General features: G+C 56.5%; 19 protein-coding genes, 2 tRNA genes and 1 riboswitch. Of the genes, 9 read left to right on the top strand and 12 right to left on the bottom strand.

The features are described from left to right. Positions 1-3 precede the first annotated feature (3 nt). The 3 genes from HMPREF1292_RS00550 to HMPREF1292_RS00560 form a co-directional block, all read right to left on the bottom strand. Positions 4-606 carry an ATP-dependent Clp protease proteolytic subunit gene (locus HMPREF1292_RS00550; RefSeq protein ID WP_023018287.1) on the bottom strand — a complete coding sequence of 201 codons (603 nt, stop codon included), beginning with the start codon at positions 604-606 and terminating at the stop codon, positions 4-6. 198 nt (positions 607-804) lie between these two features. Next, complete coding sequence (gene tig, locus HMPREF1292_RS00555) at positions 805-2193, bottom strand: trigger factor (RefSeq protein ID WP_023018288.1); 1389 nt, start codon at positions 2191-2193, stop codon at positions 805-807. A 92-nt stretch (positions 2194-2285) separates the two neighbouring features. Then, a tRNA-Pro gene (locus HMPREF1292_RS00560) sits at positions 2286-2359 on the bottom strand. A 150-nt stretch (positions 2360-2509) separates the two neighbouring features. Between HMPREF1292_RS00560 and HMPREF1292_RS00565 the strand changes: the two genes are divergently transcribed. Next, positions 2510-4834 carry an NADPH-dependent 2,4-dienoyl-CoA reductase gene (locus tag HMPREF1292_RS00565; RefSeq protein ID WP_023018289.1) on the top strand — a complete coding sequence of 775 codons (2325 nt, stop codon included), beginning with the start codon at positions 2510-2512 and terminating at the stop codon, positions 4832-4834. Between the two features lie 11 nt (positions 4835-4845). Here the strand turns inward: HMPREF1292_RS00565 and HMPREF1292_RS00570 are convergent, their stop codons facing one another. Next, on the bottom strand, positions 4846-6591 hold the full coding sequence (locus HMPREF1292_RS00570) for a pyruvate dehydrogenase (RefSeq protein ID WP_023018290.1): 1746 nt from the start codon (positions 6589-6591) through the stop codon (positions 4846-4848). Between the two features lie 170 nt (positions 6592-6761). Continuing rightward, positions 6762-6836: transfer RNA gene (locus tag HMPREF1292_RS00575), tRNA-Gly, on the bottom strand. A gap of 227 nt (positions 6837-7063) precedes the next feature. Here HMPREF1292_RS00575 and HMPREF1292_RS00580 point away from each other — a divergent pair. Further along, positions 7064-7888 carry a hypothetical protein gene (locus tag HMPREF1292_RS00580; protein ID WP_023018291.1) on the top strand — a complete coding sequence of 275 codons (825 nt, stop codon included), beginning with the start codon at positions 7064-7066 and terminating at the stop codon, positions 7886-7888. Positions 7889-7985: 97 nt separating this feature from the next. On the opposite strand, the gene HMPREF1292_RS00585 is transcribed toward HMPREF1292_RS00580, so the two are convergent. The 4 genes from HMPREF1292_RS00585 to HMPREF1292_RS00600 all read right to left on the bottom strand — a co-directional run bounded on the left by HMPREF1292_RS00585 (position 7986) and on the right by HMPREF1292_RS00600 (position 9639). After that, on the bottom strand, positions 7986-8180 hold the full coding sequence (locus tag HMPREF1292_RS00585) for a PspC domain-containing protein (RefSeq protein WP_021353174.1): 195 nt from the start codon (positions 8178-8180) through the stop codon (positions 7986-7988). Positions 8181-8192: 12 nt separating this feature from the next. Then, positions 8193-8669 (bottom strand): ribose-5-phosphate isomerase, encoded by a 477-nt coding sequence (locus tag HMPREF1292_RS00590; RefSeq protein WP_021353173.1) that lies wholly within the window; start codon positions 8667-8669, stop codon positions 8193-8195. Positions 8670-8752: 83 nt separating this feature from the next. Further along, positions 8753-9025 (bottom strand): hypothetical protein, encoded by a 273-nt coding sequence (locus HMPREF1292_RS11190; RefSeq protein ID WP_023018292.1) that lies wholly within the window; start codon positions 9023-9025, stop codon positions 8753-8755. A 2-nt stretch (positions 9026-9027) separates the two neighbouring features. After that, complete coding sequence (locus HMPREF1292_RS00600; protein WP_023018293.1) at positions 9028-9639, bottom strand: DsbA family protein; 612 nt, start codon at positions 9637-9639, stop codon at positions 9028-9030. Between the two features lie 274 nt (positions 9640-9913). Here HMPREF1292_RS00600 and pepN point away from each other — a divergent pair, with 274 nt between their 5' ends. Then, positions 9914-12469 carry an aminopeptidase N gene (gene pepN / locus HMPREF1292_RS00605; protein WP_023018294.1) on the top strand — a complete coding sequence of 852 codons (2556 nt, stop codon included), beginning with the start codon at positions 9914-9916 and terminating at the stop codon, positions 12467-12469. A 42-nt stretch (positions 12470-12511) separates the two neighbouring features. On the opposite strand, the gene HMPREF1292_RS00610 is transcribed toward pepN, so the two are convergent. After that, entirely contained in the window at positions 12512-13258 is a 747-nt protein-coding gene (locus HMPREF1292_RS00610) for an SDR family oxidoreductase (protein ID WP_023018295.1), read from the bottom strand. A gap of 45 nt (positions 13259-13303) precedes the next feature. Continuing rightward, complete coding sequence (locus HMPREF1292_RS00615) at positions 13304-14548, bottom strand: cystathionine gamma-synthase (RefSeq protein WP_023018296.1); 1245 nt, start codon at positions 14546-14548, stop codon at positions 13304-13306. A gap of 138 nt (positions 14549-14686) precedes the next feature. Between HMPREF1292_RS00615 and HMPREF1292_RS00620 the strand changes: the two genes are divergently transcribed. The 4 genes from HMPREF1292_RS00620 (at position 14687) to HMPREF1292_RS10305 (ending at position 18424) form a co-directional block, all read left to right on the top strand. Then, a complete protein-coding gene (locus tag HMPREF1292_RS00620; RefSeq protein ID WP_021353168.1) occupies positions 14687-15736 on the top strand; it encodes a mechanosensitive ion channel family protein in 1050 nt (349 codons plus the stop codon). After that, a complete protein-coding gene (locus HMPREF1292_RS00625; protein ID WP_023018297.1) occupies positions 15717-16205 on the top strand; it encodes a globin in 489 nt (162 codons plus the stop codon). Before HMPREF1292_RS00620 ends, HMPREF1292_RS00625 begins: the two co-directional genes overlap by 20 nt. Before the next feature lie 147 nt (positions 16206-16352). Beyond that, positions 16353-17162 (top strand): hypothetical protein, encoded by an 810-nt coding sequence (locus tag HMPREF1292_RS00630; protein ID WP_023018298.1) that lies wholly within the window; start codon positions 16353-16355, stop codon positions 17160-17162. Between the two features lie 257 nt (positions 17163-17419). Next, complete coding sequence (locus HMPREF1292_RS10305) at positions 17420-18424, top strand: hypothetical protein (protein WP_023018299.1); 1005 nt, start codon at positions 17420-17422, stop codon at positions 18422-18424. A gap of 105 nt (positions 18425-18529) precedes the next feature. On the opposite strand, the gene ald is transcribed toward HMPREF1292_RS10305, so the two are convergent. Continuing rightward, positions 18530-19618, bottom strand: a complete 1089-nt coding sequence (gene ald / locus HMPREF1292_RS00640; protein WP_023018300.1) for an alanine dehydrogenase — start codon at positions 19616-19618, stop codon at positions 18530-18532. 241 nt (positions 19619-19859) lie between these two features. Continuing rightward, a riboswitch (TPP riboswitch) is annotated at positions 19860-19973 on the top strand. Between ald and thiC the strand changes: the two genes are divergently transcribed. Further along, positions 19961-21802 carry a phosphomethylpyrimidine synthase ThiC gene (gene thiC / locus HMPREF1292_RS00645; RefSeq protein ID WP_174232164.1) on the top strand — a complete coding sequence of 614 codons (1842 nt, stop codon included), beginning with the start codon at positions 19961-19963 and terminating at the stop codon, positions 21800-21802. (Overlaps the previous riboswitch by 13 nt.) Before the next feature lie 167 nt (positions 21803-21969). Continuing rightward, positions 21970-22218, top strand: coding sequence for an antitoxin VbhA family protein (locus HMPREF1292_RS00650; RefSeq protein ID WP_023018302.1), 249 nt, complete (start codon positions 21970-21972; stop codon positions 22216-22218). Positions 22219-22362: the final 144 nt, after the last annotated feature.

Consider the following 22362-nt stretch of genomic DNA (forward strand, 5'->3'; position numbering starts at 1 on the left):
TGCTTAGTTAGTAACAGTGCCGCCCTGAGCAGCAGAAATGACATGGTCTACCATGCCGTATTCCAAAGCCTGCTGTGCGGTGAACCAACGGTCACGGTCGGAGTCCTTGGTGACCTGTTCAAAAGTCTGGCCAGTGTGCTCCGCAATCAGCTGTGCCATCTCACGCTTGGTCTGCGCGAATTGTTCTGCCTGAATCGCGATATCAGCGGCGGTACCACCAACACCGGCGGATGGCTGGTGCATCATGATGCGTGCGTGTGGCAAAGCAAAGCGCTTGCCCGGTGCACCGGCAGTGAGCAAAAACTGCCCCATGGAAGCTGCCAGCCCCATGCCGTACGTACGCACGTCACACGGCGAGTACTTCATGGTGTCGTAGATAGCCATGCCTGCGGTTACGGAACCGCCTGGGGAGTTGATGTAAAGAGAAATATCGCGGTTTGGATCCTCCGCGGAAAGCAACAAAATCTGTGCGCACAGCTTGTTGGCGATTTCATCATCCACCTGGGTACCCAGGAAGATAATGCGTTCACGCAACAAGCGCTCGTAGACAGAGTCGCCCAGGTTCATGCCCGTCGAACCTGCCTCGCTCGTAATTTTGTCAGACATTAGTGTTTCCAACTCCTGTTAGTCGTCGTACTCAATGACACCAGCGTACTCGCCGTCCGTAGGCCCGTCAGCTGTGTTCGCTGTCAGCGTTTACATGCACCGCACCTACGCAAAACCCGCCAAGCTCAGCTACGTTAGCCAAACCCGGCGGGTGTGGTTTTTCGAAGCATCATATGCTCCGAAAGTCACCGAGAGAGATTACTTCTCCTCGGAATTTTCCTGTGTCGCTGCAGCGTTGTCGGCACCTTCAGCACCTTCAGCGTTTTCTTCTTCACCGAAGTAGTCCTTTGGATCAACAGCATTGCCGTCGGTATCTTCTACCTGGACATTGCAGATAGCCATCGCCAGTGCCTTGCCGCGACGAACATCAGCGAACAAGTTTGGCAGCTGGTTAGCCTGCTGCAACTGCTGCATAAACTGTCCTGGCTCCATGCCATAGGAACGAGCGGTGAACATGATGTGCTCGGTGAGTTCTTCCTGGGAAACCTCCGGCTGCTCTTGCTCGGCAACCGCATCCAAGAACAACTGGGTACGTACAGAATCCTCGGCAGATTCCCGCGCTTCCTTGTCGAACTGCTCGCGGGAAGTTCCCTGTGCTTCCAAAAGCTGAGCCAGAGCCTTCTCGTCGCCACCAACCTGGCCAAGTACCTGGTGGTACTGGTTGTGCACCTGGTCGTCGACCACGGTCTTTGGAAGCTCGAATTCCACCTTTTCCAGAGCTGCCTTCAGCACCTCGTCGCGGATTTCTGCAGCCTGCTGGGCCTTCACGGATTCTTCAGCCTGCGTGCGGATAGCTTCACGCAACTCATCGGCAGTATCGAATTCCGAAGCCATCTGTGCAAAGTCATCGTCGAACTCAGGCAGCTTACGTTCCTGGGTCTTCTGTACGTGCACGGAAACTTCTGCTTCCTCGCCAGCATGCTCACCGGTCTGCAGCTTCGCGGTGAAGGTGTTGTCTTCGCCGGTCTTCATTCCACGCAAAGCGGTGTCCAATCCCTTGACCAGGTTTCCAGAACCGATCTGGTAGGACATGGACTCAACCTTAGCGTCTTCAATTTCTTCACCATCGATCTCTGCAGACAAGTCAATGACTGTAAAGTCGTTGGTCTTCAGCTGACGCTTGGTTTCCTTCAATTCGCCGAAACGATCGCGCAGCTGATCGATCTGCTCATCAGTAGCCTCATCCACGGACTTCAGCGGAGCAACGGAGACCTTGAACTTGGAGAAGTCTGGAACCTCAATATCTGGCTGAACATCAACTTCAGCAGTGAATTCTACGAATTCATTGTCCTCAATCTGCTTGATATCAACCTCAGGCTGACCGATTGGGTTGATGTCATTTTCCTTCATGGCCTGTTCATATTTAACCGGCAGCATGTCATTGACGACCTGCTCCAAAACAGGGCCACGGCCAAAACGCGCGTCGATCAGCTGACGGGGCGCTTTACCTTTACGGAAACCTGGGATAGACACCTGCTGCGCAATGGCCTTATAGGCTGCATCGATTTCCTTGTCGAGCTCAGAGAATGGGACATTCACGGTGAGCTTCACGCGGGTATCGCTCAGCTTGTCGACGGTTGTCTTCACGAGTAACTCTCCTGGTTTCTCATCGAGGGATAGTGCTAGTAATTATTTTATTAAACAGAGGCCCAAAGCACTCACAGCCTGGACCCCATTTGTCGGGGCGACAGGATTTGAACCTGCGACCTTCTACTCCCGAAGCAGATGCGCTACCAAGCTGCGCTACGCCCCGTGACCACTCACGTGCACCAAGTGCACATGAACACGCCCACAAAGTCTACCCGCCTTATTTTCGTCCCGCACAGCCGGGGTCGCCTATCCCATAGCCAGCAGGAGCCTTGGCGGGTTTTTGTTATGCAGAACACACGCTAGAGTGTTATTTATGACACAATTCGCGAGCGTTTCCTTGGCTTCCTCTGCAATCAACACCACGCCTAGTGCCATACCTGGTTCCCCCAACGACAACTATTCGCGACTACTCGCTCCGATCACCGTCGGCAAGAAGCGTTTCCGTAATCGCGCAATTATGGGGTCAATGCACACCGGCCTCGAAGACGACCCAGCGAATGCACCGAAATTAGCTGCGTATTTCGCCGAACGCGCACAAGGCGGCGCAGCAGCTGTGGTCACTGGCGGCTATTCCCCAAACCAGCTGGGAGTACTAAGCCCGTATGCACAACCATTCAATAATCACGAAATGGTGCAAGCACACAAGCAAGTCACCGCCGCCGTGCACGAACACGGCAGCCTGGCGTTTCTACAGCTACTGCACGCTGGCCGCTACGCCTTCCATATGGAATCAGTCAGCGCCAGTGCCACCCAGGCGCCGATCAGCCCTTTTCCGTCTCGTGCGCTTTCTGACGAAGAAGTTGCCCAGACCGTCCAAGATTTCGCGAATGCCGCCAAACTCGCCGCACAGGCCGGTTACGACGGCGTACAGATTATGGGTTCAGAAGGCTATTTGATTAACCAATTCCTCTCTTCACGCACCAACCAACGCGACGACCGCTGGGGCCAGCAACGCAGCCTTTTCGCCTTGGAAGTAGCACGGGCAGTGCGGAAAGCCGTGCCCGCAGATTTCCTGGTTGATTTCCGCATGAGCATGCTGGAATTGGTCGAAGAAGGCCAAACCCAAACCGAAATTCTAGAACTCGCACGTGGTTTGGAAGAAGCAGGCGTCGACATGCTCAGCACCGGTATCGGCTGGCATGAAGCTCAAGTGCCGACGGTCATTACCAGCGTGCCCCGCGCAGCCTTCAGCTGGGCCACCGCGCGAGTCAAAAAACACGTCAATATTCCGGTGATCTCATCCAACCGCATCAACACGCCAGAAGTCGCCGAACAAGTATTGGCCGGAACCTGGGACGATACCGGCGTGGAAACCGATTTCGTCTCGATGGCCCGGCCGTGGCTGGCGGATCCAGAATTCATCAACCGCGTGCAAGCTGGCCACGCAAACCAGATCAACCACTGCATTGCGTGTAACCAGTCCTGCCTGGACCATGTTTTTGAAAACAAACGCGCAACCTGTTTAGTTAACCCTCGCGCGGGCTACGAAACTCAACTGACCTTGCAGCCGATCAACGGTGGACACGTTGGTGCTGGCGAGCCTGCCGGTAAGGCGTACCCAGAAAAGGCTGCCCCGAAAGCAGCGGTCATCGGCGGCGGTGTCGCTGGCCTATTTGGTGCTGAAGCTTTGGCGAAACGCGGCTATTCCGTCGAGGTATTTGAGGCTGCCGATACCGTCGGTGGGCAATTCCGCTTGGCTATGCAGATCCCAGGAAAAGAAGAGTTCCACTATTCCCTGCAGTCAGTACTTGCCCGTTTGGATGCACAGAATGTAAAAATCACCGCCTCTACCCCAATGACCGCGCATGAAGCTTTCGCTGCAGGCTTCGACGAGGTAGTGATCGCCACTGGCGTGCGCCCGCGCATACCGGAGATTCCGGGCATCGAACAGGCCATGGCCGGCGAGTTCGACGTCGACGTCATCACCTACGCGGAATTGTTGTCCGGCGCCAAACAGGCAGGCAACAAGGTGGCAATTGCTGGTGCAGGTGGTATCGGTTTCGATGTTGCAGAGTATTTGGTGGAAGCTCCAACGTCCACAGATATCACAGCCGCAGATATCACAGCCGAGCCCACACCAGCGACCATCAACGAATGGGAATCTGCCTGGGGTGTAAGCCGCCGTGCAGATCTACCTGGCAATCTGGAACGCCCGCACCCGCCACGGGCGCAACGTGAGATCACGATGTTGCAACGCAAACCTTCCCCGCAGGGGCTGGGCCTCAACCGCACCACCGGTTGGGTGCACCGTATTTCCGTGGCCGCAGCCGGAGTAAAACAGGTCAGTGGTGTTGCCTATATGAAGATCGACAACGACGGGCTGCACCTGAACGTGCCAGTCAACGACGCGGCCAAGACCAGCAAGGCTATCCGGAAGGCACAGAAGGCGGGAGATAAAGCTAAGGTCGCCGAGCTGGAAGACGACCTGAAAAATAACCGCACCGACACCGTGCTGGACGTCGACACGATCGTGTTATGCACCGGCCAAGAGTCAGTCGTCGAAGCAGACTTCAAGAGCTTAACCGAGGACCAGCGCTCCCGCGTGCACGTCATTGGTGGCGCGGATGTTGCCGCTGAGCTAGACGCGGCACGGGCTATCCGCCAGGCCGTCGAACTCGCGTCTGAGCTGAAACGTTAAATAGTATGCGCTTACGGACGCGGAATATTGCGCAGGTTAGAGCGTGCCATCGACAGCATTTTGCCTACGCCGCCGTTGAGCACGGTGCGGCCAGCTGCCAAGGCGAAGCCCTTGAGCTGATCAAGTTCCAGTGTTGGTGGCATGGACAGCGCATTCGGGTCGGTGATGACGTCGATCAACACCGGACCGTCCATCTCCAGGGCCTCTTTTAGCTGCTGGCGCGCCTTCTTCGGGTCCGTGATGCGCACGGAAGGGATGCCCAGGGCTTCGGCAGCACCGGCGTAATCAACGCCATCGTGGTCGGTGCCGAACTCCGGCATGCCCTCGACCAGCATTTCCAGTTTCACCATGCCCAGCGAAGAGTTATTAAAGACCACGGTTTTCACCGGCAGATTGTTGCGACGTACGGTCAACAGCTCACCCATCAACATTGCCAAGCCACCATCACCAGAGAAGCTGACGACCTGACGGTTGCGGTCTGCTTGCTGCACGCCAATAGCTTGTGGCAGCGCGTTGGCCATGGTGCCGTGCTTCCAAGAACCAATCACGCGGTTACGGCCAGTGGGGTTAATATAACGAGCCGCCCACACGTTGCACATTCCGGTGTCGACAGTGACCACGGCGTCGTCGTCCAGCAGCTCGTCGATCTGGTCGGCGAGGAACTCCGGGTGGATCGGGGTGTGCTTCTCGACGTTCTTGGTGTACGCCTCCACCACTTGGCTCAACTCACGCTCGTGCTTTTTCAGCATGTCATCCAGGAACGAGCGGTCAGTCTTTTTCTTAGTCTTTTCCAGCAGCGCGTTGACGGTTGGTAGCACGTCGCCGCAAATAGCGTGGCTGAGTACCGCGCGGCGCCCCAGGTGTTCCGGGTTGTTGTCAACCTGCGCGATCACTACATCAGAGCCATCTGGCAGGAAGTCCACGTATGGAAAGTCCGTGCCCAACATCAGCAACAAATCCGCATCCTGGCAGGCATCGTAGCAAGCGCCGTAGCCCAGCAGGCCGGACATGCCGACGTCATACGGGTTGTCATACTGAATAACTTCTTTGCCGCCCAACGCGTGGCCGATGGGGGCGTGCAGGTGGGCCGCTAGATCAATAATCTCGTCGTGCGCACCGGCGGAGCCAGCACCGACGAACAGCGTGATCTTTTCTGCTTTATCAATGGCTGCAACAAGCTTGTCGACGTCAGCAGCATCCGGAATCATCTGCCCTTTCTTGCGGGCGATTACTCCACCGCTCACCGGCTCATCGACCTTCTCCGCCGCGATGTTACCGGGGATAACCAGCGTGGATACTTGCTTGTTGCCAATCGAATTCTGGATGGCGGTGTGCAGGATGCGCTGGCCCTGCTTCGCGGAATGCGCGACTTCGATATAGCCGGAGCATTCCTTCAAGACTTCCTGCGGGTGGGTTTCTTGGAAGAAGCCGGTGCCAATTTCTTCGCTCGGGATGTGGGTGGCCAGTGCCAGGACGCGGGCGCCGTTGCGGTGGGCGTCGTAAAGCCCCTGCACCAGGTGGGTATTTCCCGGCCCACAGGAGGCGGCGCACACGGCGAGTTCGCCAGTAACGAGGGATTCTGCACCAGCGGCGAAAGCTGCGGATTCCTCGTTGTGGACGTGGATCCATTCCATGTCCTTGTGGCGGCGAACGGCATCGACAATGGGGTTCAGGCTGTCACCGACAAGGCCGTAAATGTGGCGCACGCCTTGTTTGGCGAGGGTGTCGATAAGGAAGTCTGCGTAGGTTTTCGACATGTAGTCAAAGCTCCTTGGAATACGCTGTTTATGAGTAATTGTTCAACAGCATTCCAGACTACGCCGATTTGGTAGCAGAAAAATCCCGTGAGACTGATCTTACAACTGAGTGTTTATATCTCCACAGAGATTTTCTCAGTACTACTAGTGATCAGCCCCACGGGATTACGTGGAGGGAATGACGGGAATCGAACCCGCGTCTTCAGCTTGGAAGGCTGAGGTATTAGCCACTATACGACATTCCCCTTTGCACCTTTGCGGTGCGTTCAATAGCCTACAACATAATCTCGATAGCGCCAAACTCCTCCTCTTTCCAGCAGTTATGCCCCATTAATCGCCTATTTAAATCGCTCAGCACCATAACCCCACTGGTACACCCACATCATCACTGGCACCACCTCTGCGCAGACACAACCACTGCCGCGCAGAATCGTTAGAATGGCGACAAAACATTTTGGGAGTGAGAGTAAGCATGGAATTTCTGTTGATCGTTCTGCTTGGCGTCGGCATCGCGTTTTATTTCGCCAGCCGGAATAACAAGAAGCAAATAGAACAAAACAACCAGAATGAGCTGGACGACGCGCGTGCCGACGCACAGCGCTGGATCGACCGCTTAGGTTCGCAGGTCTACAGCATCGACGGCACCGATACCGCCTCGAAGCAAGCCATGTCTGATGCCTCCGAGCGCCACAACGCGGCAGCCTCGGCGCTATCTTCTGCCACCACCGTGAAGCAAGCCCGCTTGGCCCGCGAATCCGCACTCGAAGGTATGCACTATGCCAACGCGGCGCGCGAGATCATGGGCATGTCTACCGGTCCGGAGATCCCACCGCTGGAAGGCCAACGCAATGCTGGCAAGGTAACCGAGCGCCGCGAGATTGACCACGAAGGTGAGCGCATCATTGCTTCGCCGAAAGCCAGTGATGATGCCCCGCACTACTACCCTGGCGGCAAAGTTGCAGGACGCCCGGTTCCGGCTGGCTGGTATTCGACCCGCTGGTGGGAACCTGCACTGCTGACCGGCGTGTGGGCCATGAGCTCGGCGATGATGTTTTCCATGATGTTTTCCGGCATGGCAGGCGTTGGCTATGGTGCTCAAGATTTTGAATCCGGGGCTGGCGAAGGCCTAGATGGTGCTGGTGCCGACGGGGCCAATGGTATGGACGGCGCAGATGGCGGCGACATGGATGGAATGGATGACATGGGCGGCATGGACGGTGCAGGTATGGACGACGGCGGTGGTCTATTCGGAGGCGGCGATGACGGCGGCCTGTTTGACCTCGGCTTCGACTTCTAAAACCAAGGCCTAAGCTAAGCAAGCACCCCATTGTTGGTTCAACAATGGGGTGCTTGGAGTTTTTAGCTGACAACAAATTCTGAGCTAAAGCAAATATCTACCATTTGGGGTAAGCCAGCCACTGAAATAGATACACGAAGATCATAGGGGCCCCTACCAGACAAGCTAGGACATAGCACCACCTCACAGTATCGGCTTTGACCCCGTACGTTTCCGCTACGCCTGCACAGACTCCTGCTATTTGTTTGCCGTCGTCTGTACGGTGCCACTTATTTTCTACGGGAAGCTCCATGAGCAGCCTCAGTTATTCGGCGCTTGGCACTTCTGGGGCTACACCTGTGCGCTCGTATTCCGCCAAAATGTCAATGCGGCGCTGGTGGCGCTGCGCTGCCGACCATTCCTGATCCAAGAAAGCATCGACGATCTGCAGTGCTTCTTCCTCTGAGTGCATGCGCCCACCGATACCGATCAGCTGTGCGTTGTTGTGCTCACGCGCCAAGCGTGCGGTTTCTGGTGACCACGCCAATGCGCAGCGTGCACCTTCGACCTTATTAGCGGCAATCTGCTCACCGTTTCCGGAACCGCCCAGTACGATGCCCAGCGAGCCCGGATCATTAACGGTGCGGGTAGCTGCGTCGATGCAAAACGCTGGGTAATCATCGTCGGCGTCATAGGTGTGCGCACCGCAATCAATCACCTCATAGCCAGCTTTGTTCAGGTGTTCTTTGATCAGGTTTTTCGTCTCAAAACCTGCGTGGTCTGCTCCAAGATAAACGCGCATACACACAATAATAGCCGCCTGGCAGAAACCAGACGGCTAAATTTTTAGGCGTGGCGTGGTGCACACCCGGAGAGAACGAGTGTTTAGCGCACTGGAGTCTCTGCCCCCGCATCAGAATTACGGTTAGTAATCATGCGGTAGACCAACCAAATGCCCAACGCCAGCAGCAGCCACGGAAAAAGCTTGAACACGACGGCCACGGTAGAAGCCAGGCCGGTGATCACGGCGACTACAGACGCAAGCAAACACACGCCTGCAGAAATCAAAGCCACTAGGGCATTCTGCCGCCAAGAATAAAAGGCAGCGGCACCGCCCAGAGCAGCGATGATCAGAGAAGTAATAAAAGTACCAAACATAGTTACACCTGTGGGTTTTCGGTTCGGGAACGTTTCAGTTCGAAGAAGTATGGATACTGTCCTAAACGCAGCGCAGCGTCGAAAAGTTCCCCGGCTTCTTCGCCTTCTGGAACACGGGTAATAACTGGGCCGAAGAACGCCGCATCACCCAATTGCATTACCGGAGTTCCCACATCATTACCGACCAAGTCGATGGCCTGCTGGTGGTATGCGCGCAACTTCTCATCGACCTCATCGCTATTTGCCAGTTTCGCCAGCTCAACATCGGCTTCGATATCTTTCAAAGCCTGCACAATCAAATCGTCGTAAGCGCCATAGCCTTTTTGACCACCGTTGCCCTGCTTATGAATCAATGTGCCCAAGGCCGTGTAATAGGCATCAACCTTGTCAGGGTGCTGATCTTTCAACGCGGCAGCAACGCGGGCTGGGCCCCAGTTGGCCTTCATCATCTCGGCATAATCGGCCGGAATATCTGCGCCCTCATTCAGCACAGACAAAGAAAACGGCATCCACTCGACCTGCACGTCGCGGACTTTCTCGACTTCCTTCATCCAGCGAGAAGTCTGCCATGCAAACGGGCAGGAAGCATCAAACCAAAAACGTACGGTTTCCACTGTGTTCTCCTTAATTTTTCATTCGGGGCTTTTCCTACGGGGCAAATTAGCCTGCGCACGATGCCTAAATCATGTGCGATCGTGTGCACTGATCCGGTCATCATTTATCCAGTCATAGAGTAAATCCGCCACCACTGATCCTACGGAGACATTAAGCTAGGTGCGAACAACTTCATGACCTAATAGTTCTGTGGCACTGGCCGCAACATCGACTGGCCGTAGCATGGACCAACCGCAGTATTTACTACAACGCAGAAGAAAGGTAATTCATTCCGTGACTTCTCTTAATTTAACGCGCGATGAAGCCCAGCAGCGCTCGCAGCAGATCAAAGTGCACAACTATAAGGTGGCGCTGGATCTGACCGTCTCCGAGAAATTCTTCACCTCCCACACCGTCGTCGACTTCGAAGTCCGTGAAGGACAGCAAGCAGATACCTTCCTGGATTTGCGTGCCGACGAAATCGTGGAGCTTTTTATCGACGGCACCGAGAAGCCGACTGATTACGACGCCGAGCACGGCATCCCGCTGCAGGGGCTGGAACCAGGACGTCACAGCGTCGATGTCACCGCGCGCATCCCCTATTCCCGCACCGGGCAGGGTCTGCACCGCTTCGTCGATCCGGCTGATGACCGGGTTTATCTATACTCGCAATGCGAAACTGCCGATGCGAAACGCATCCTGGCGTGCTTCGACCAGCCGGATATGAAGGCGACCTACGATTTCTCTATCACCGCCCCGCACGACTGGACCGTGATTACCAACGAGACCTCCACGGTTACCGATAATGGCGATTCCCGCGAGTGGAACTCACGGATCGGCTACCAGCTTTCCACCTACCTGATCGCTGTGTGCGCCGGCCACTACTACCAGGTCAGCGACGAATGGACGGGCACTCTCACCGCGCACCCAGAAACCAGCGAGGAAGAGCGCGAAATTACCGTGCCGCTGGCACTGTTCTGCCGCCAATCACTGGCCAAACACCTCGATGCCGAGCGCCTGTTCACCGAAACCAAGCAGGGCTTTGATTTCTATCACCGCAACTTCGGCATTGCCTACCCATTCGGCAAATACGACCAGGTTCTGTGCCCAGAATTCAACATGGGCGCGATGGAAAACGCCGGTTGCGTCACCCACCGCGACGAGTTCGTCTTTCACAACAAAGCCACCCACTACCAGTACGAACGCCGTGCCGATACCTTCTTGCACGAAATGGCGCACATGTGGTTTGGCGACCTGGTGACCATGCAGTGGTGGGATGACCTGTGGCTCAATGAGTCCTTTGCCACCTGGGCCTCGGCGATCTCACAGGCCGAAGAAACTCAGTACGACACCGCGTGGGTCACCTTCGCGAACATCGAAAAATCTTGGGCCTACCAGCAGGATCAGCTGCCGACGACGCACCCGATCTCCACCGATGCCTCGGACATCGAGACCGTCGAGCAGAACTTCGACGGCATCACCTACGCCAAGGGCGCTTCGGTGCTGAAACAACTACAAGCTTATGTCGGCCGCGAGGAATTCTTCGCCGGTGTGCGTCGCCACTTCGAGGCACACAAATTCGGCAACGCCACCTTCGAAGATCTGCTGGGCCACTTGGAGGATGCTTCCGGCCGTGACCTGAGCTGGTGGGCGCAGCAGTGGCTGAAAACCACCGGTGTCAACACCCTGGCTGCCCGCACCGAGGATGATGGCAAGACCTACACGTCTTTTGCCGTGCACCAGGCCGGCGAGACCCTGCGCACCCACCGCATCGCCGTGGGGCTGTACCGTTTCGACGAAGAGTCGCAGAAGGTGGTGCGCACCAAGCGCGTCGAGCTGGATATCGACGGCGAGTTCACCAACGTCGACGAGCTGGTCGGCACACCAGTTGCAGACCTCGTGCTGGTCAACGACGACGACCTAACCTACTGCCTACCGGAACTCGACGAGCGCTCCCTGGCCACGCTATTGCAGCACATCGACAAGATCGCCGATCCGATGGCTCGCACGTTGTGCTGGTCTGCCGCCTGGGAGATGACCCGCGACGGCAGCCTGAAGGCACGGGATTTCGTGCAGCTGGTCGCCCGCGGTGCGCAGGCAGAAACCGAAATGGCGGTGCTGGAACGCATCACTGGCCAGGCTGTCACCGCTCTCACGGCCTATGCGGACCAAGACTGGGCAAAGGCCGAAGGCGCACAGTTGCTCGGTGAAGCGTTCCAAGCAGCCGCAGAAAACGGCAGCGAAGACCGCGCCTTGATCTTCATCAAGACTCTGTCTCACCTGCCGTTGGTTGATTCCACCCGCGCATACCTGCAAAACATCCTGGATAACGACGAGGACGCCGGCCTGCGCTGGAAGGCACTGACCGCGCTGGCTGCCGATGGCGCCATCGGTGAGGAAGCCGCCATACGCGAAAAGATCGCCCAACAGCGTGAGCTGGACAAAACCTCGTCTGGCGCGCAGGCTGCGCTCCAGGTCGAGGCCGCTATCAACAGCGACGAGAATAAGAAGCGCATCTGGGATGAACTGCGCACCGGCGAGTTGGGCAACTTGGAAGCCCGCTTCAAGATGCTGGGGCTGACCTTTACGGGTTCGGCGAAGCACCTGGAGCAATTCAACGAGGCATACTTCGCCGACGCACAGAAAGTCTGGGCGGAATTCTCCCCAGAAATGGCGCTGGCGGTATTGACCGGCACCTACCCAACGTGGGACAAGACGGAAGAAGGCTTGCAGCGTGCCGACGACTTCCTGGCTGGCGATATACCAGCCGGCTTGCGTCGACTCGTGCTGGAAGGCCGCGATCGCACTGCTCGTGCCCTGCGCAACCAGCGCATCGACCGTGGCGAGTAATTACTGAGTAATTATTCGCGTAATTGCTGCGAGCTAGTGGTGCTAACGGTCTGCTAGCTCAATGCGTGGGCGCACCCGCAGCTCGGTGAACTGCGTGGTAGGCCCAGCCTCCACGCAGGAACGCACGGCACGGGCTACTTCCGCTGGGGCAATCATGTGCTCGGCGTTGTAGTCGCCCATCAAGCCTTCCAACATCGCGGTATCCGTAGGACCCGGCGCGACGGTAGTCACGCGGATATCGCGTTCGTCCTTGCGCAGGCAGTCAGCTACGGCATACAGCGCATGCTTGGTGGCTGCGTAGACGACATTGTTCGGGTGCCCTCCGTGGCCGGCTCCGGAGTTGATGTAAATGACATCGCCTTCGGTTTTCCGCAGGGCTGGCAGCAACTGGCGGGTCAGCTCTGCGGCAGCGAAGACGTTAATGTCGAAGTGCTTGCGCCAATCGGCCGGAGTGGCATCGTCGACCGATTTCTTTTCTGCAATCGCCGCGGCGTGCACGACGACGTCGACTGTGTCCAGGCCGAGGACGTCGGCAAGCTGAGTGCCGGGCTGCGCGTCGTCGGCAAGCAATTCTGCCACCAGATCAGCCTGCACCGGGGTGATGTTGGCGCATTCCGCGAGCGCGTCGAGGCCTTCTTGGTTACGCCCCAGGGCGTACACGACATGGTCACGCGAAAGGTCAGCAGCGATCTCACTGCCCATACCACCGGTTGCCCCGGTAACAACGGCAATCTTGCGTGGCTGTTCGGACTGGGCTTGTTCTGGCTGGGTTTGTTTTTCCTGTGTCATGTCGACTCCGTATTTTTAGGTAAGTTTTTCGGCTGGATTTCTACGCTATTTTTCGTCCAGTTTGTCCAATGCGTGCGTGAGATCAGCAATGAGATCGTCGATGTCCTCAATGCCGATGGACAGGCGCACCAGATCAGATGGTGGGGAAAGTTCGGAGCCTTCGGCGGAAACGTGCGTCATGCTGGTTGGGTGTTCTACCAGAGACTCCACGCCACCGAGCGATTCTGCCAGTAGGAACAGCGTGGTGTTCAGACAGAATTGTTTCGCTGCTTCCTCGCTGTGGAAGCGCACGGACATCATCGCGCCATAGCGCTTCATCTGCTTGGTAGCGGTCTCGTGACCCGGGTGTTCACTTAAGCCTGGATAAAGCACAGATTTGATCTCTGGGCGGGACTGGAAAAACTCCGCGATCTTTTCTGCGTTATCGCAGTGCCGGTCCATGCGCACCGAGAGAGTTTTGATGCCGCGGGTGGTCAGGTAGGCATCGAATGGCGAGGCAATAGAACCGACGGCCCCCTGGAACCACAACAGTTCGGCGTCGACGTCTTTATCAGCGGTGACCACTGCCCCACCGACGACATCAGAGTGTCCACCCAAATACTTGGTGGTCGAATGCAGCACGTGATCTGCCCCCAAGCTGATTGGGTTCTGCAAATATGGGGAGGCAAAAGTATTGTCCACCACCAGGGAGGCGCCACCTTTGACCTCTGCGATGGCAGAAATATCGCTGATGGATAGCGCAGGGTTGGTTGGAGTTTCCAGCCAAATCACGCGGGTGTTGTCGCGGATCGCGCCCGCCAGCTCGTCGACGTCGCACGTGTTGACGACGGTGTAATCAACCCCCCACGGCTTAAAGACAGACTCGATCAAGCGCCATGTTCCGCCGTAGGCGTCGTTGCCTAAGATCATGTGGTCGCCTGGGCGCAGCAAGATCCGCAACAAAGTATCGGTGGCTGCCATGCCCGAGGAAAACACACGAGCGTACGGAGCCTTTTCTAAAGCAGCCAGGGTAGTCTCCAGGCTGCGTACCGTCGGATTAGCCACGCGTCCATATTCAAACCCTCCGCGCAGACTGGCCAAACCGTCCTGGGCGTAGGTTGTCGAGGCATAAATCGGAACGTTGACGGAACCGATGTGCGAGTCCGGCTCGTAACCAGCGTGGATCGCGGCCGAGCTAAAGCCGTTGAGGTAATCAGCTTTGGCATCGGCGGTGAGTTTGTGGTGCGCAGCCGGGTACTCCGGTGCGGGAATCCGGTGCGGGGTCAGATTATTTTCTGCAGGTGAAGTCATACCTTCCACCATAATCCAGATACGCGGACCGTATTGCGGAAATCACCGCAACACTCACAGGAAACTTGCAGCGAAATTCCGTAAGATGGCCGAAGTTGCAGCGGAAATCGATTGCCAAAGCAAAGAATTAAGGATGAGATGAGCACGAATATTTTTCAACTCGCATCAAATTCTGTTCCTTCGGTGCCTTCTGCCGAAGAAACGGTAAATACTGTCAACAATTGGTGGAATAACCCAGAAACCCAGGCCTGGTTGTTCCAACGTCCGATTTATATCGGCCTGATTATTGTCTTCGCGTTGCTGGCGCACTGGATTTTGGTGCGCGGCATCAACAAACTGGCCAACCACAACATGAAAAATGGTCGTAAGAAGACCCCCGAGTCTCGTTCCGAATCACGGAATTCTCATGAGATTCCAGAGCCAGATGCGGAGAAGTTGCATCAGATTGCGCTGATGGAAAAATCGCGGGAGAACCGCCGGAAATCGCGTATCAAGACGCTTTCCGGTGTGGCGAAGTCTGCCGTCGCCATTTTTGTCTGGGTGTGGGCGGTCATTGCGATCTTGGATGTCGTCGGCATTAACGTCGGCCCGCTGATCGCTTCCGCCGGTATCGTCGGTGTGGCCCTTGGTTTTGGCGCACAATCGCTGGTTCAGGACTTCCTGTCCGGTATTTTCATGCTGATCGAAGATCAGTACGGCATCGGCGACGTCGTCGACTTGGGCGACGGCACCATGGGAGAGATCGAGGAAATTTCGCTGCGCATCACTTCCCTGCGCGATATCGACGGTGCACTGTGGCACGTGCGCAATGGTGAGATTTTGAAGGTCGCAAACCACTCCAGCGACTGGTCGATCGCGCGTTTCCAGATTCCGGTCAGCCACAGCAACGACCAAAACAAGGTTTGGAAAGTGCTTACCGAAGCCATGTCCAAGGCTGCTGCCGACGAGCGGTGCGCCAACGAGATCATGGAGGCTCCAGAAATTCAGGGTGCTTCCGAGTTCAACCCGGATTACCTGTCCTACCGTGTTTCTGTGATTACCATGCCTGGCGAGCAGTGGCACGTTATGCGTGTGATGAACGGTTTGATCATGAACGAGCTGGCTGAGGCCGGTATCAAGACTCCATACCCATACGGCATTGGTATTGCTGGCCCAGGAGGCGAGCCACTTGGACGCTCACAGTCATAGCCAAGACATTCGTTCCGGTGAGCGCCCGGGTTCTGTCTTTGAAGCCATCGGCGGAATGGAAACCTTCGAGACGCTTGTCGACGGTTTCTACGCCCAGGTTCCTGACGACGACATCCTGGCGCCGATGTACCCGGAGCAGGATTTCGCCGGTGCCCGCGACCGCTTGTTGTGGTTTTTAGTGCAGTTTTGGGGTGGGCCGAAGTTGTTTAATGAGCGTCGTGGGGCACCCCGACTGCGCATGCGTCATGCTGAATTTCCGATTGATACCGCTGCAGCGGAGCGTTGGCTCGAATTGATGGGGCGCTCGTTAGACAAGATCGATGAGAAAACGATCCCTGCAGAATACCGCACCGCGATCTGGAACCACATGCAAAAACTGGCGTATATGCTGCGCAATATGCCAGACCATCCGGCGCCAGAAGAACAACCTGATCTGGGGATCGTGCGCAGAGATTTGGGTCTGCAGTAATATCTAGAGCCAAACGTCGAGTATTCGTAGTACCGGCTGCGTAAGACTTTCACCGTCTGCGCAAGACAGTGGAATAGTCACAGGGCGAGAATATGGTTAGCATTAACCATATTCTCGCCCGCTTTTTCTTTTCCGGAGCTGAATATCATGTCTCAACACCGCCCCCGCCACGCGAAACCGTCCGGTGGTTCGCCCGCAGTGGAAAAGGCCATGGCTTATTCCAATGAGCTGGCGGTTTTTGCCCGGGAAAACCCCAAGCGTGTTGGCACGGGAACCGTTCTGACCGTGCTCTTGGTGCTTGTAGGCACAATTTTTGGTGCTAGCCAGATTGAGCGGCCACCACAAGAAGAGTTAGATGAGGTGGTTGCTAAAGAGATTGTCCCCGAACCTGTAACGCATATTGAACCTGCCCCGGCCGTCGAAATGATGATTCCGGCCTTGGACATGTACGCAGTGTTCGAAGATGAAGCCTGCCGGGTGAAAGACGGCGCGATTGACCCCGCGACCATGGAATATGCTTGTACCTATACTGCCGACGACCGCCCGTATTCCTTGCCTGGCACCGATGCCGATGACATCGTCGTGATCGCTGGCCATACCGGTGCTGGAGTCGCCGGGGTATTTGATGAGCTTTACGACGGCAGCAACGATGAACACAAAGTCTCAATGGGAGACAAATTGTATCTGCGCACGGCCACTTCTGGTGATCAGTGGTTGGTGTATGAAGCAACGGACATGCATTCTCCACAAAAAGAGCTGCTTGCAGGTGACCCAAATATTTGGGGCGAATCTGCCACCCCCGGCAGATTGCTGACTATCAGCTGCGTACAACCATTATTTCAAACCTCTATCCGCAACGCAGTAGTCGGTTGGCAATACCAAGGCGTCACAAACAACGCGCCACAGCCTGCCATGGAAGATCCAGCACCGAAACACCCAGGTGATACCGGATTTTAACCAATCCAAGGGAGCCCCTGCGGAGGATTCGCACCTGCCTTAGGGTATAGAAAATCTCTAGTACCAAATCTAAATTTGGCCTTCAACACCGACAGAATTACACCACTCGAATTTCACCCCCTATTCCCAGCTTCCTATAAGCACACCCGAATAATTGGCTTGCGGAAGTGAAGGAAGTGACTAATGTGAATATTCGAGCTGCAAATTTTCCTGTGCAGCATTTGGTTCTGTACCCAAGCCTTCCCCAGGAGCACTCTATGAAGAACTCAACCAAGCTCGCCATCGCCGCTCTGATGGCCGGCTCACTGTCCCTGTCCTCGCTGCCTGTCGCTGATGCACAGGAGCCTGCGGCAACTACAGAAGTAAACGGCGTTACTTACTACCTGAACAAGACTGGTGACGAGCCATTCTATGTGAAGGAAACAGAGGACATTCACAACCCGGCCGCCACGCCAGCAGACCTATCTGGTGAAGCTACTCCTGATGCTGCTACCGAAGACAACGCAGCAACTAACGGCGAGGAAGTTGGCGCCCCAGCTAAGACCAAGGTTGTCGATGGCGTTACCTACTACCTGAACGAGACCGGCGCCGAGCCGTTCTACGTCAGCGATTCCGCACTGTGGAACACGCCACGTGCACAGGTTCCAGCGAACAAGATCCTGGGCTACGTTGACCCTGCCATCGACGGTGAGTTCGGCGCTCTGCCAAAGACCAAAGAAATTAACGGCACCACCTGCTACCTCAACGAGACCGGTGAAACCCCGTTCTACGTGAAGGATCGCAACCTGTGGAACACCGCGCGCGGTGACATCAAGGACGCAAGCCAGATTTGCGAAGCAACTACACCAGGCACCCCTGGCAGCAGCAACGCTGCCGCAGCTGCTGGCCTCGTAGCCGGACTGGCAGGCCTGGGCTTGCTCATCGGCGGTGTTTGGCACTTCCTGAACAAGGATGGCAAGACCCTGGTTCCGTCCAAGGACCGCGTCAATGCTGAGCCAACCGCAGAAGAGAAGAAGAAGTCCGAAGAACTGCTGAAGCAGCACGGCACTGACATCAAGCAGAAGACCGACGCTGCCAAGGCAAACCCAGCCGAGGCTGGCAAAGCTGCTGACATCGACACCACTGGCGTAACCAAGGCTGCCCCACGTGGTATGGCTGCAGAGACCGGTAACAACACCGTTGCTCGCGGCATGGCCGCAGTTGCTGTTATGGCACTGCTCGGCGCCGTAGCATTCTTCGCACGTCGTCGCTTCGTAGCCTAATAACTACACGCGCGGCTCAAACTGCGTCGTAAAGTACGAAGCTAAAAGCGCAGAAATAACGCCCCAACCAAAACTGGTCGGGGCGTTTTCGCATCTCCAGAACTACTAATCCTTCCAGTCGAAAGCCTCACGCACCGGCTTCGAAATCAGCTTGCCGTCGCGCGTCGACAAGCCATCAGCCAAACCTGGGAAACGTTCAATAGCCTGATCCACCCCACCAGCAGCAACCGCGCGGATATACGGCAGCGTCGCAGAAGTCAGCGCACGCGTCGACGTATTAGCTACGGCACCCGGCATGTTCGCCACGCAGTACATCAACGCATCACCAACGCGGAACACGGGATCCTGGTGGCTGGTCTTACGGGAAGGCTCGAAGCAACCACCCTGGTCGATAGCAACATCAACCAGCACAGAACCGCGCTTCATGCGCTTGATCAAATCTTCCGACACCAACTTCGGTGCCTTGCCACCAGCAACCAAAACAGCACCAATCACCAGGTCGGCTTCCAGCAGTTCCTCTTCGATGGTCACTGGATCCGAAATTTGCGTGCGCACAGTTCCCGCGTACTGATCGTCAAAACGCGCCAAAGTACCAGCATCAATATCCAGCACGGTGGTCTCTGCGCGTAGACCATGAGCCATCGCCACTGCAGAAGCACCAACCTGGCCACCGCCGATCACAACGACACGGCCCGCCTTGGTTCCCGGAACACCGGAAGGCAGTACGCCTCGGCCGCCGTGGTGTGACAACAGATGGTGGGAGCCCTCCAGCACAGCCAAACGGCCAGCCACCTGCGACATTGGAGTCAGCAACGGCAAGGCACCGTTTTTATCAGTCACAGTTTCATAGGCCAACGCCGTGGTGCCGGCCTCGACGAGCGCGTCGGTCAGCTCACGCGAAGCAGCCAGGTGCAAATACGTAAACAGCAGCAGATCCTCACGCAGGTACTGGCACTCCTCCTGCAAAGGTTCTTTAACCTTCAGCACCATCTCGGCAGCCCAAGCATCAGCTGCAGTATCGACGATGGTGGCGCCACGCTCGGTGTAGTCACTATCGACGTAGCTGGAGCCTTCACCCGCTCCAGACTGGATGAGCACCTCGTGCCCGTCGTCGACAAGAGCCTGTGCCGCCGCTGGGCTCAACGCCACGCGGCCTTCACTGTTCATGATTTCTGCGGGAACACCAATTTTCATAGGATTGATCCTCAATTCTGGTTGCTTTTGTGCATGTTCGTGCATCAGGCATGCATTACGAGTTTCCGACAAGGGGTGGTGCCGAAAGCTCTTTGCCTTACACTAGGGTACGTGTTGTAAGCTAGCAGCAACGGTTTTGCGAAATGCGCCACAATTTTGAAATTTCTCGATAAAGCTATCGATTTACGAAAACTCAGCGCGCCTACCTTAGGCCCCGCAGGACGCAGCCGTCGACAAGTTTACGCACCACACACGGGTGCCCTGCTGGTACAGGGCTGAGATCACGCTAATACCGCGTGAGCACCGTTCGAACCTGTTGGTTAGTACCAACGTAGGAAGGAGGTGGGCACTGTGGCGAACCATGACGCGCACACCGCTGCCCCCGAAGACGAGATTCATTTCAAGCACTCCTACTCCCCGATTCGCGAGGGTGACCTGGAAGTTCCAGAAACCGAGATTCAGCTTGATGATTCCCCCACCGGCCCCAACAAGCCTTTCCGCGTTTACCGCACCCGCGGCCCGCAGGCCGATGTGCACCGTGGGCTAAAGCCGCTGCGTTTGCAGTGGATCAAGGACCGCGACGATGTGGAAGAGTACGACGGTCGTGGACGCGATCTTGCCGACGACGGCCGCTCCGCGCAACGCCGTGGCGCCGCTAGCCAGGAATGGAAGGGTGAATCACGCCCGCCACTGCGTTCCAAAGAAGGCAAAACTGTCACCCAGATGCACTATGCGCGCCAAGGCATCATCACCAAAGAAATGCAGTTTGTTGCGCTACGCGAACACTGCGATCCGGAGTTCGTGCGCAGCGAGATCGCCCGTGGCCGGGCGATCATCCCGAACAACATCAACCACCCGGAATCCGAGCCAATGATCATCGGCCGGAAATTCCTCACCAAAATCAACGCCAACATCGGCAACTCTGCGGTGACGTCCTCGATTGAAGAAGAAGTCTCCAAGTTGCGCTGGGCTACCCGCTGGGGTGCAGATACCGTGATGGACCTATCCACCGGCGATGATATCCACACCACCCGCGAATGGATTTTGCGTAACTCGCCGGTTCCGATTGGTACCGTGCCGATGTACCAGGCTCTGGAAAAAGTCAACGGTGTGGCTGAGGATCTAACTTGGGAGATCTTCCGCGATACCGTCATCGAGCAGGCAGAACAAGGTGTGGACTACATGACTATCCACGCTGGTGTGCTGCTGCCATACATCCCGATGACCACCAAACGCGTGACCGGCATCGTTTCCCGCGGCGGTTCCATCATGGCTGGCTGGTGCCTGGCCCACCACAAGGAATCGTTCCTGTACGAGAACTTCGACGAGCTGTGCGAGATCTTCGCCCGCTACGACATCGCCTTCTCACTGGGCGACGGCCTACGCCCGGGTTCCATTGCTGATGCCAACGACGCCGCGCAGTTTGCGGAGCTGAAGACCATCGGCAAGCTGACCCAGCGTGCCTGGGAATACGACGTGCAAGTGATGGTCGAAGGCCCCGGCCACGTTCCACTGGACAAGGTGCAGATCAACAATGAGCACGCCCAGGCCTGGGCCAATGACGCCCCGTTTTATACTCTCGGGCCGTTGGTTACCGATATTGCCCCTGGCTATGACCACATCACTTCCGCGATCGGCGCTGCCAATATCGCGATGGGCGGCACCGCAATGCTGTGTTACGTCACGCCAAAGGAGCACCTGGGATTGCCGAACCGTGACGACGTCAAAACCGGTGTTATCACCTACAAGCTGGCCGCGCACGCGGCAGACGTCGCCAAGGGGCACCCTGGCGCGCACGAGTGGGACGATGCCATGTCGAAGGCACGCTTCGAATTCCGCTGGCACGACCAGTTTGCGCTGTCGCTAGACCCAGACACCGCGCAGGCCTACCACGACGAAACCCTGCCAGCGGAGCCAGCGAAAACCGCGCACTTCTGCTCAATGTGTGGCCCGAAGTTCTGTTCCATGCGCATTAGCCAAGATATTCGCGATGCATTCAGCGACGATATGGCGGATCTGGGCATGCCAGCCTTCCAGAAGCCCGTCGACGATGATGTCGCTGCTGCTGTAGCGGAAGCCAATGGCGAAGCCGTCGAAGAGAGCATGGAAGAAAAGGCCCAAGAGTTCCGCGAGCAAGGTTCGGAGCTATACCAGCACGAGGGAAGCTACGTGCCGAAGCGCTAAATTTGCGCTAACCATGCGCTAAAGGATGCCACCGCCAATCAGCGCAATAGTCTCTGAACTGGGCGCCTGAAATGAGGATCTGAGCTGGGAAAACCTCCGAGGAAGCTCCTGCATTCTAAAGCCCTTCCGGGTAAACTGAAATGCACGAGAAACTCGGAGGTTTTCTTATGTCTGTACCTTTGCGGCGTTCTGCGCCAGGGACCAAAGCAAGCACTGCGACTGCTCAATCTAGCGCTGTCATCACGGAATCAGAAGATGTTGCCGAAGCTCAAACGCTTGCTGATGCCGCACTTGGAGCAGCTGGTCATTCAGTTTCCGATCCCTATATCCGCGATCTTGGGCGGTTAATTGCTAGTGGGGAAATCTCCGGTGATGAAGCTGTGCAACGCGCCCTCGCCCACATCGATGGGTTCTAATGCCGGAACAGCGGTGGGGGTATAATAGCTGGGAAGATTACTACATTCCCGGTACCAAAACGGTCCGTAATAAATTTCGGGCCCCAGGCAAGCCGTACGGTGAGCCAAACCCGAATATATTGCACGCCAAAGAAGAGGCTGCAA

This window comes from Corynebacterium sp. KPL1995, assembly GCF_000477935.1.
In the GTDB taxonomy this organism is placed as follows: domain Bacteria; phylum Actinomycetota; class Actinomycetes; order Mycobacteriales; family Mycobacteriaceae; genus Corynebacterium; species Corynebacterium pseudodiphtheriticum.

Coding starts and splice junctions, on each gene's coding strand:
- HMPREF1292_RS00615 (WP_023018296.1), bottom strand. CDS start 14,548: ATGACTTCACCTGCAGAAAATAATCTGACCCCGCACCGGATTCCCGCA.
- HMPREF1292_RS00580 (WP_023018291.1), top strand. CDS start 7,064: ATGGAATTTCTGTTGATCGTTCTGCTTGGCGTCGGCATCGCGTTTTAT.
- ald (WP_023018300.1), bottom strand. CDS start 19,618: ATGAAAATTGGTGTTCCCGCAGAAATCATGAACAGTGAAGGCCGCGTG.
- HMPREF1292_RS00550 (WP_023018287.1), bottom strand. CDS start 606: ATGTCTGACAAAATTACGAGCGAGGCAGGTTCGACGGGCATGAACCTG.
- HMPREF1292_RS00565 (WP_023018289.1), top strand. CDS start 2,510: ATGACACAATTCGCGAGCGTTTCCTTGGCTTCCTCTGCAATCAACACC.
- HMPREF1292_RS00570 (WP_023018290.1), bottom strand. CDS start 6,591: ATGTCGAAAACCTACGCAGACTTCCTTATCGACACCCTCGCCAAACAA.
- HMPREF1292_RS00610 (WP_023018295.1), bottom strand. CDS start 13,258: ATGACACAGGAAAAACAAACCCAGCCAGAACAAGCCCAGTCCGAACAG.
- HMPREF1292_RS11190 (WP_023018292.1), bottom strand. CDS start 9,025: ATGTTTGGTACTTTTATTACTTCTCTGATCATCGCTGCTCTGGGCGGT.
- HMPREF1292_RS00630 (WP_023018298.1), top strand. CDS start 16,353: ATGTCTCAACACCGCCCCCGCCACGCGAAACCGTCCGGTGGTTCGCCC.
- HMPREF1292_RS00620 (WP_021353168.1), top strand. CDS start 14,687: ATGAGCACGAATATTTTTCAACTCGCATCAAATTCTGTTCCTTCGGTG.
- HMPREF1292_RS10305 (WP_023018299.1), top strand. CDS start 17,420: ATGAAGAACTCAACCAAGCTCGCCATCGCCGCTCTGATGGCCGGCTCA.
- HMPREF1292_RS00585 (WP_021353174.1), bottom strand. CDS start 8,180: ATGGAGCTTCCCGTAGAAAATAAGTGGCACCGTACAGACGACGGCAAA.
- HMPREF1292_RS00590 (WP_021353173.1), bottom strand. CDS start 8,669: ATGCGCGTTTATCTTGGAGCAGACCACGCAGGTTTTGAGACGAAAAAC.
- HMPREF1292_RS00650 (WP_023018302.1), top strand. CDS start 21,970: ATGTCTGTACCTTTGCGGCGTTCTGCGCCAGGGACCAAAGCAAGCACT.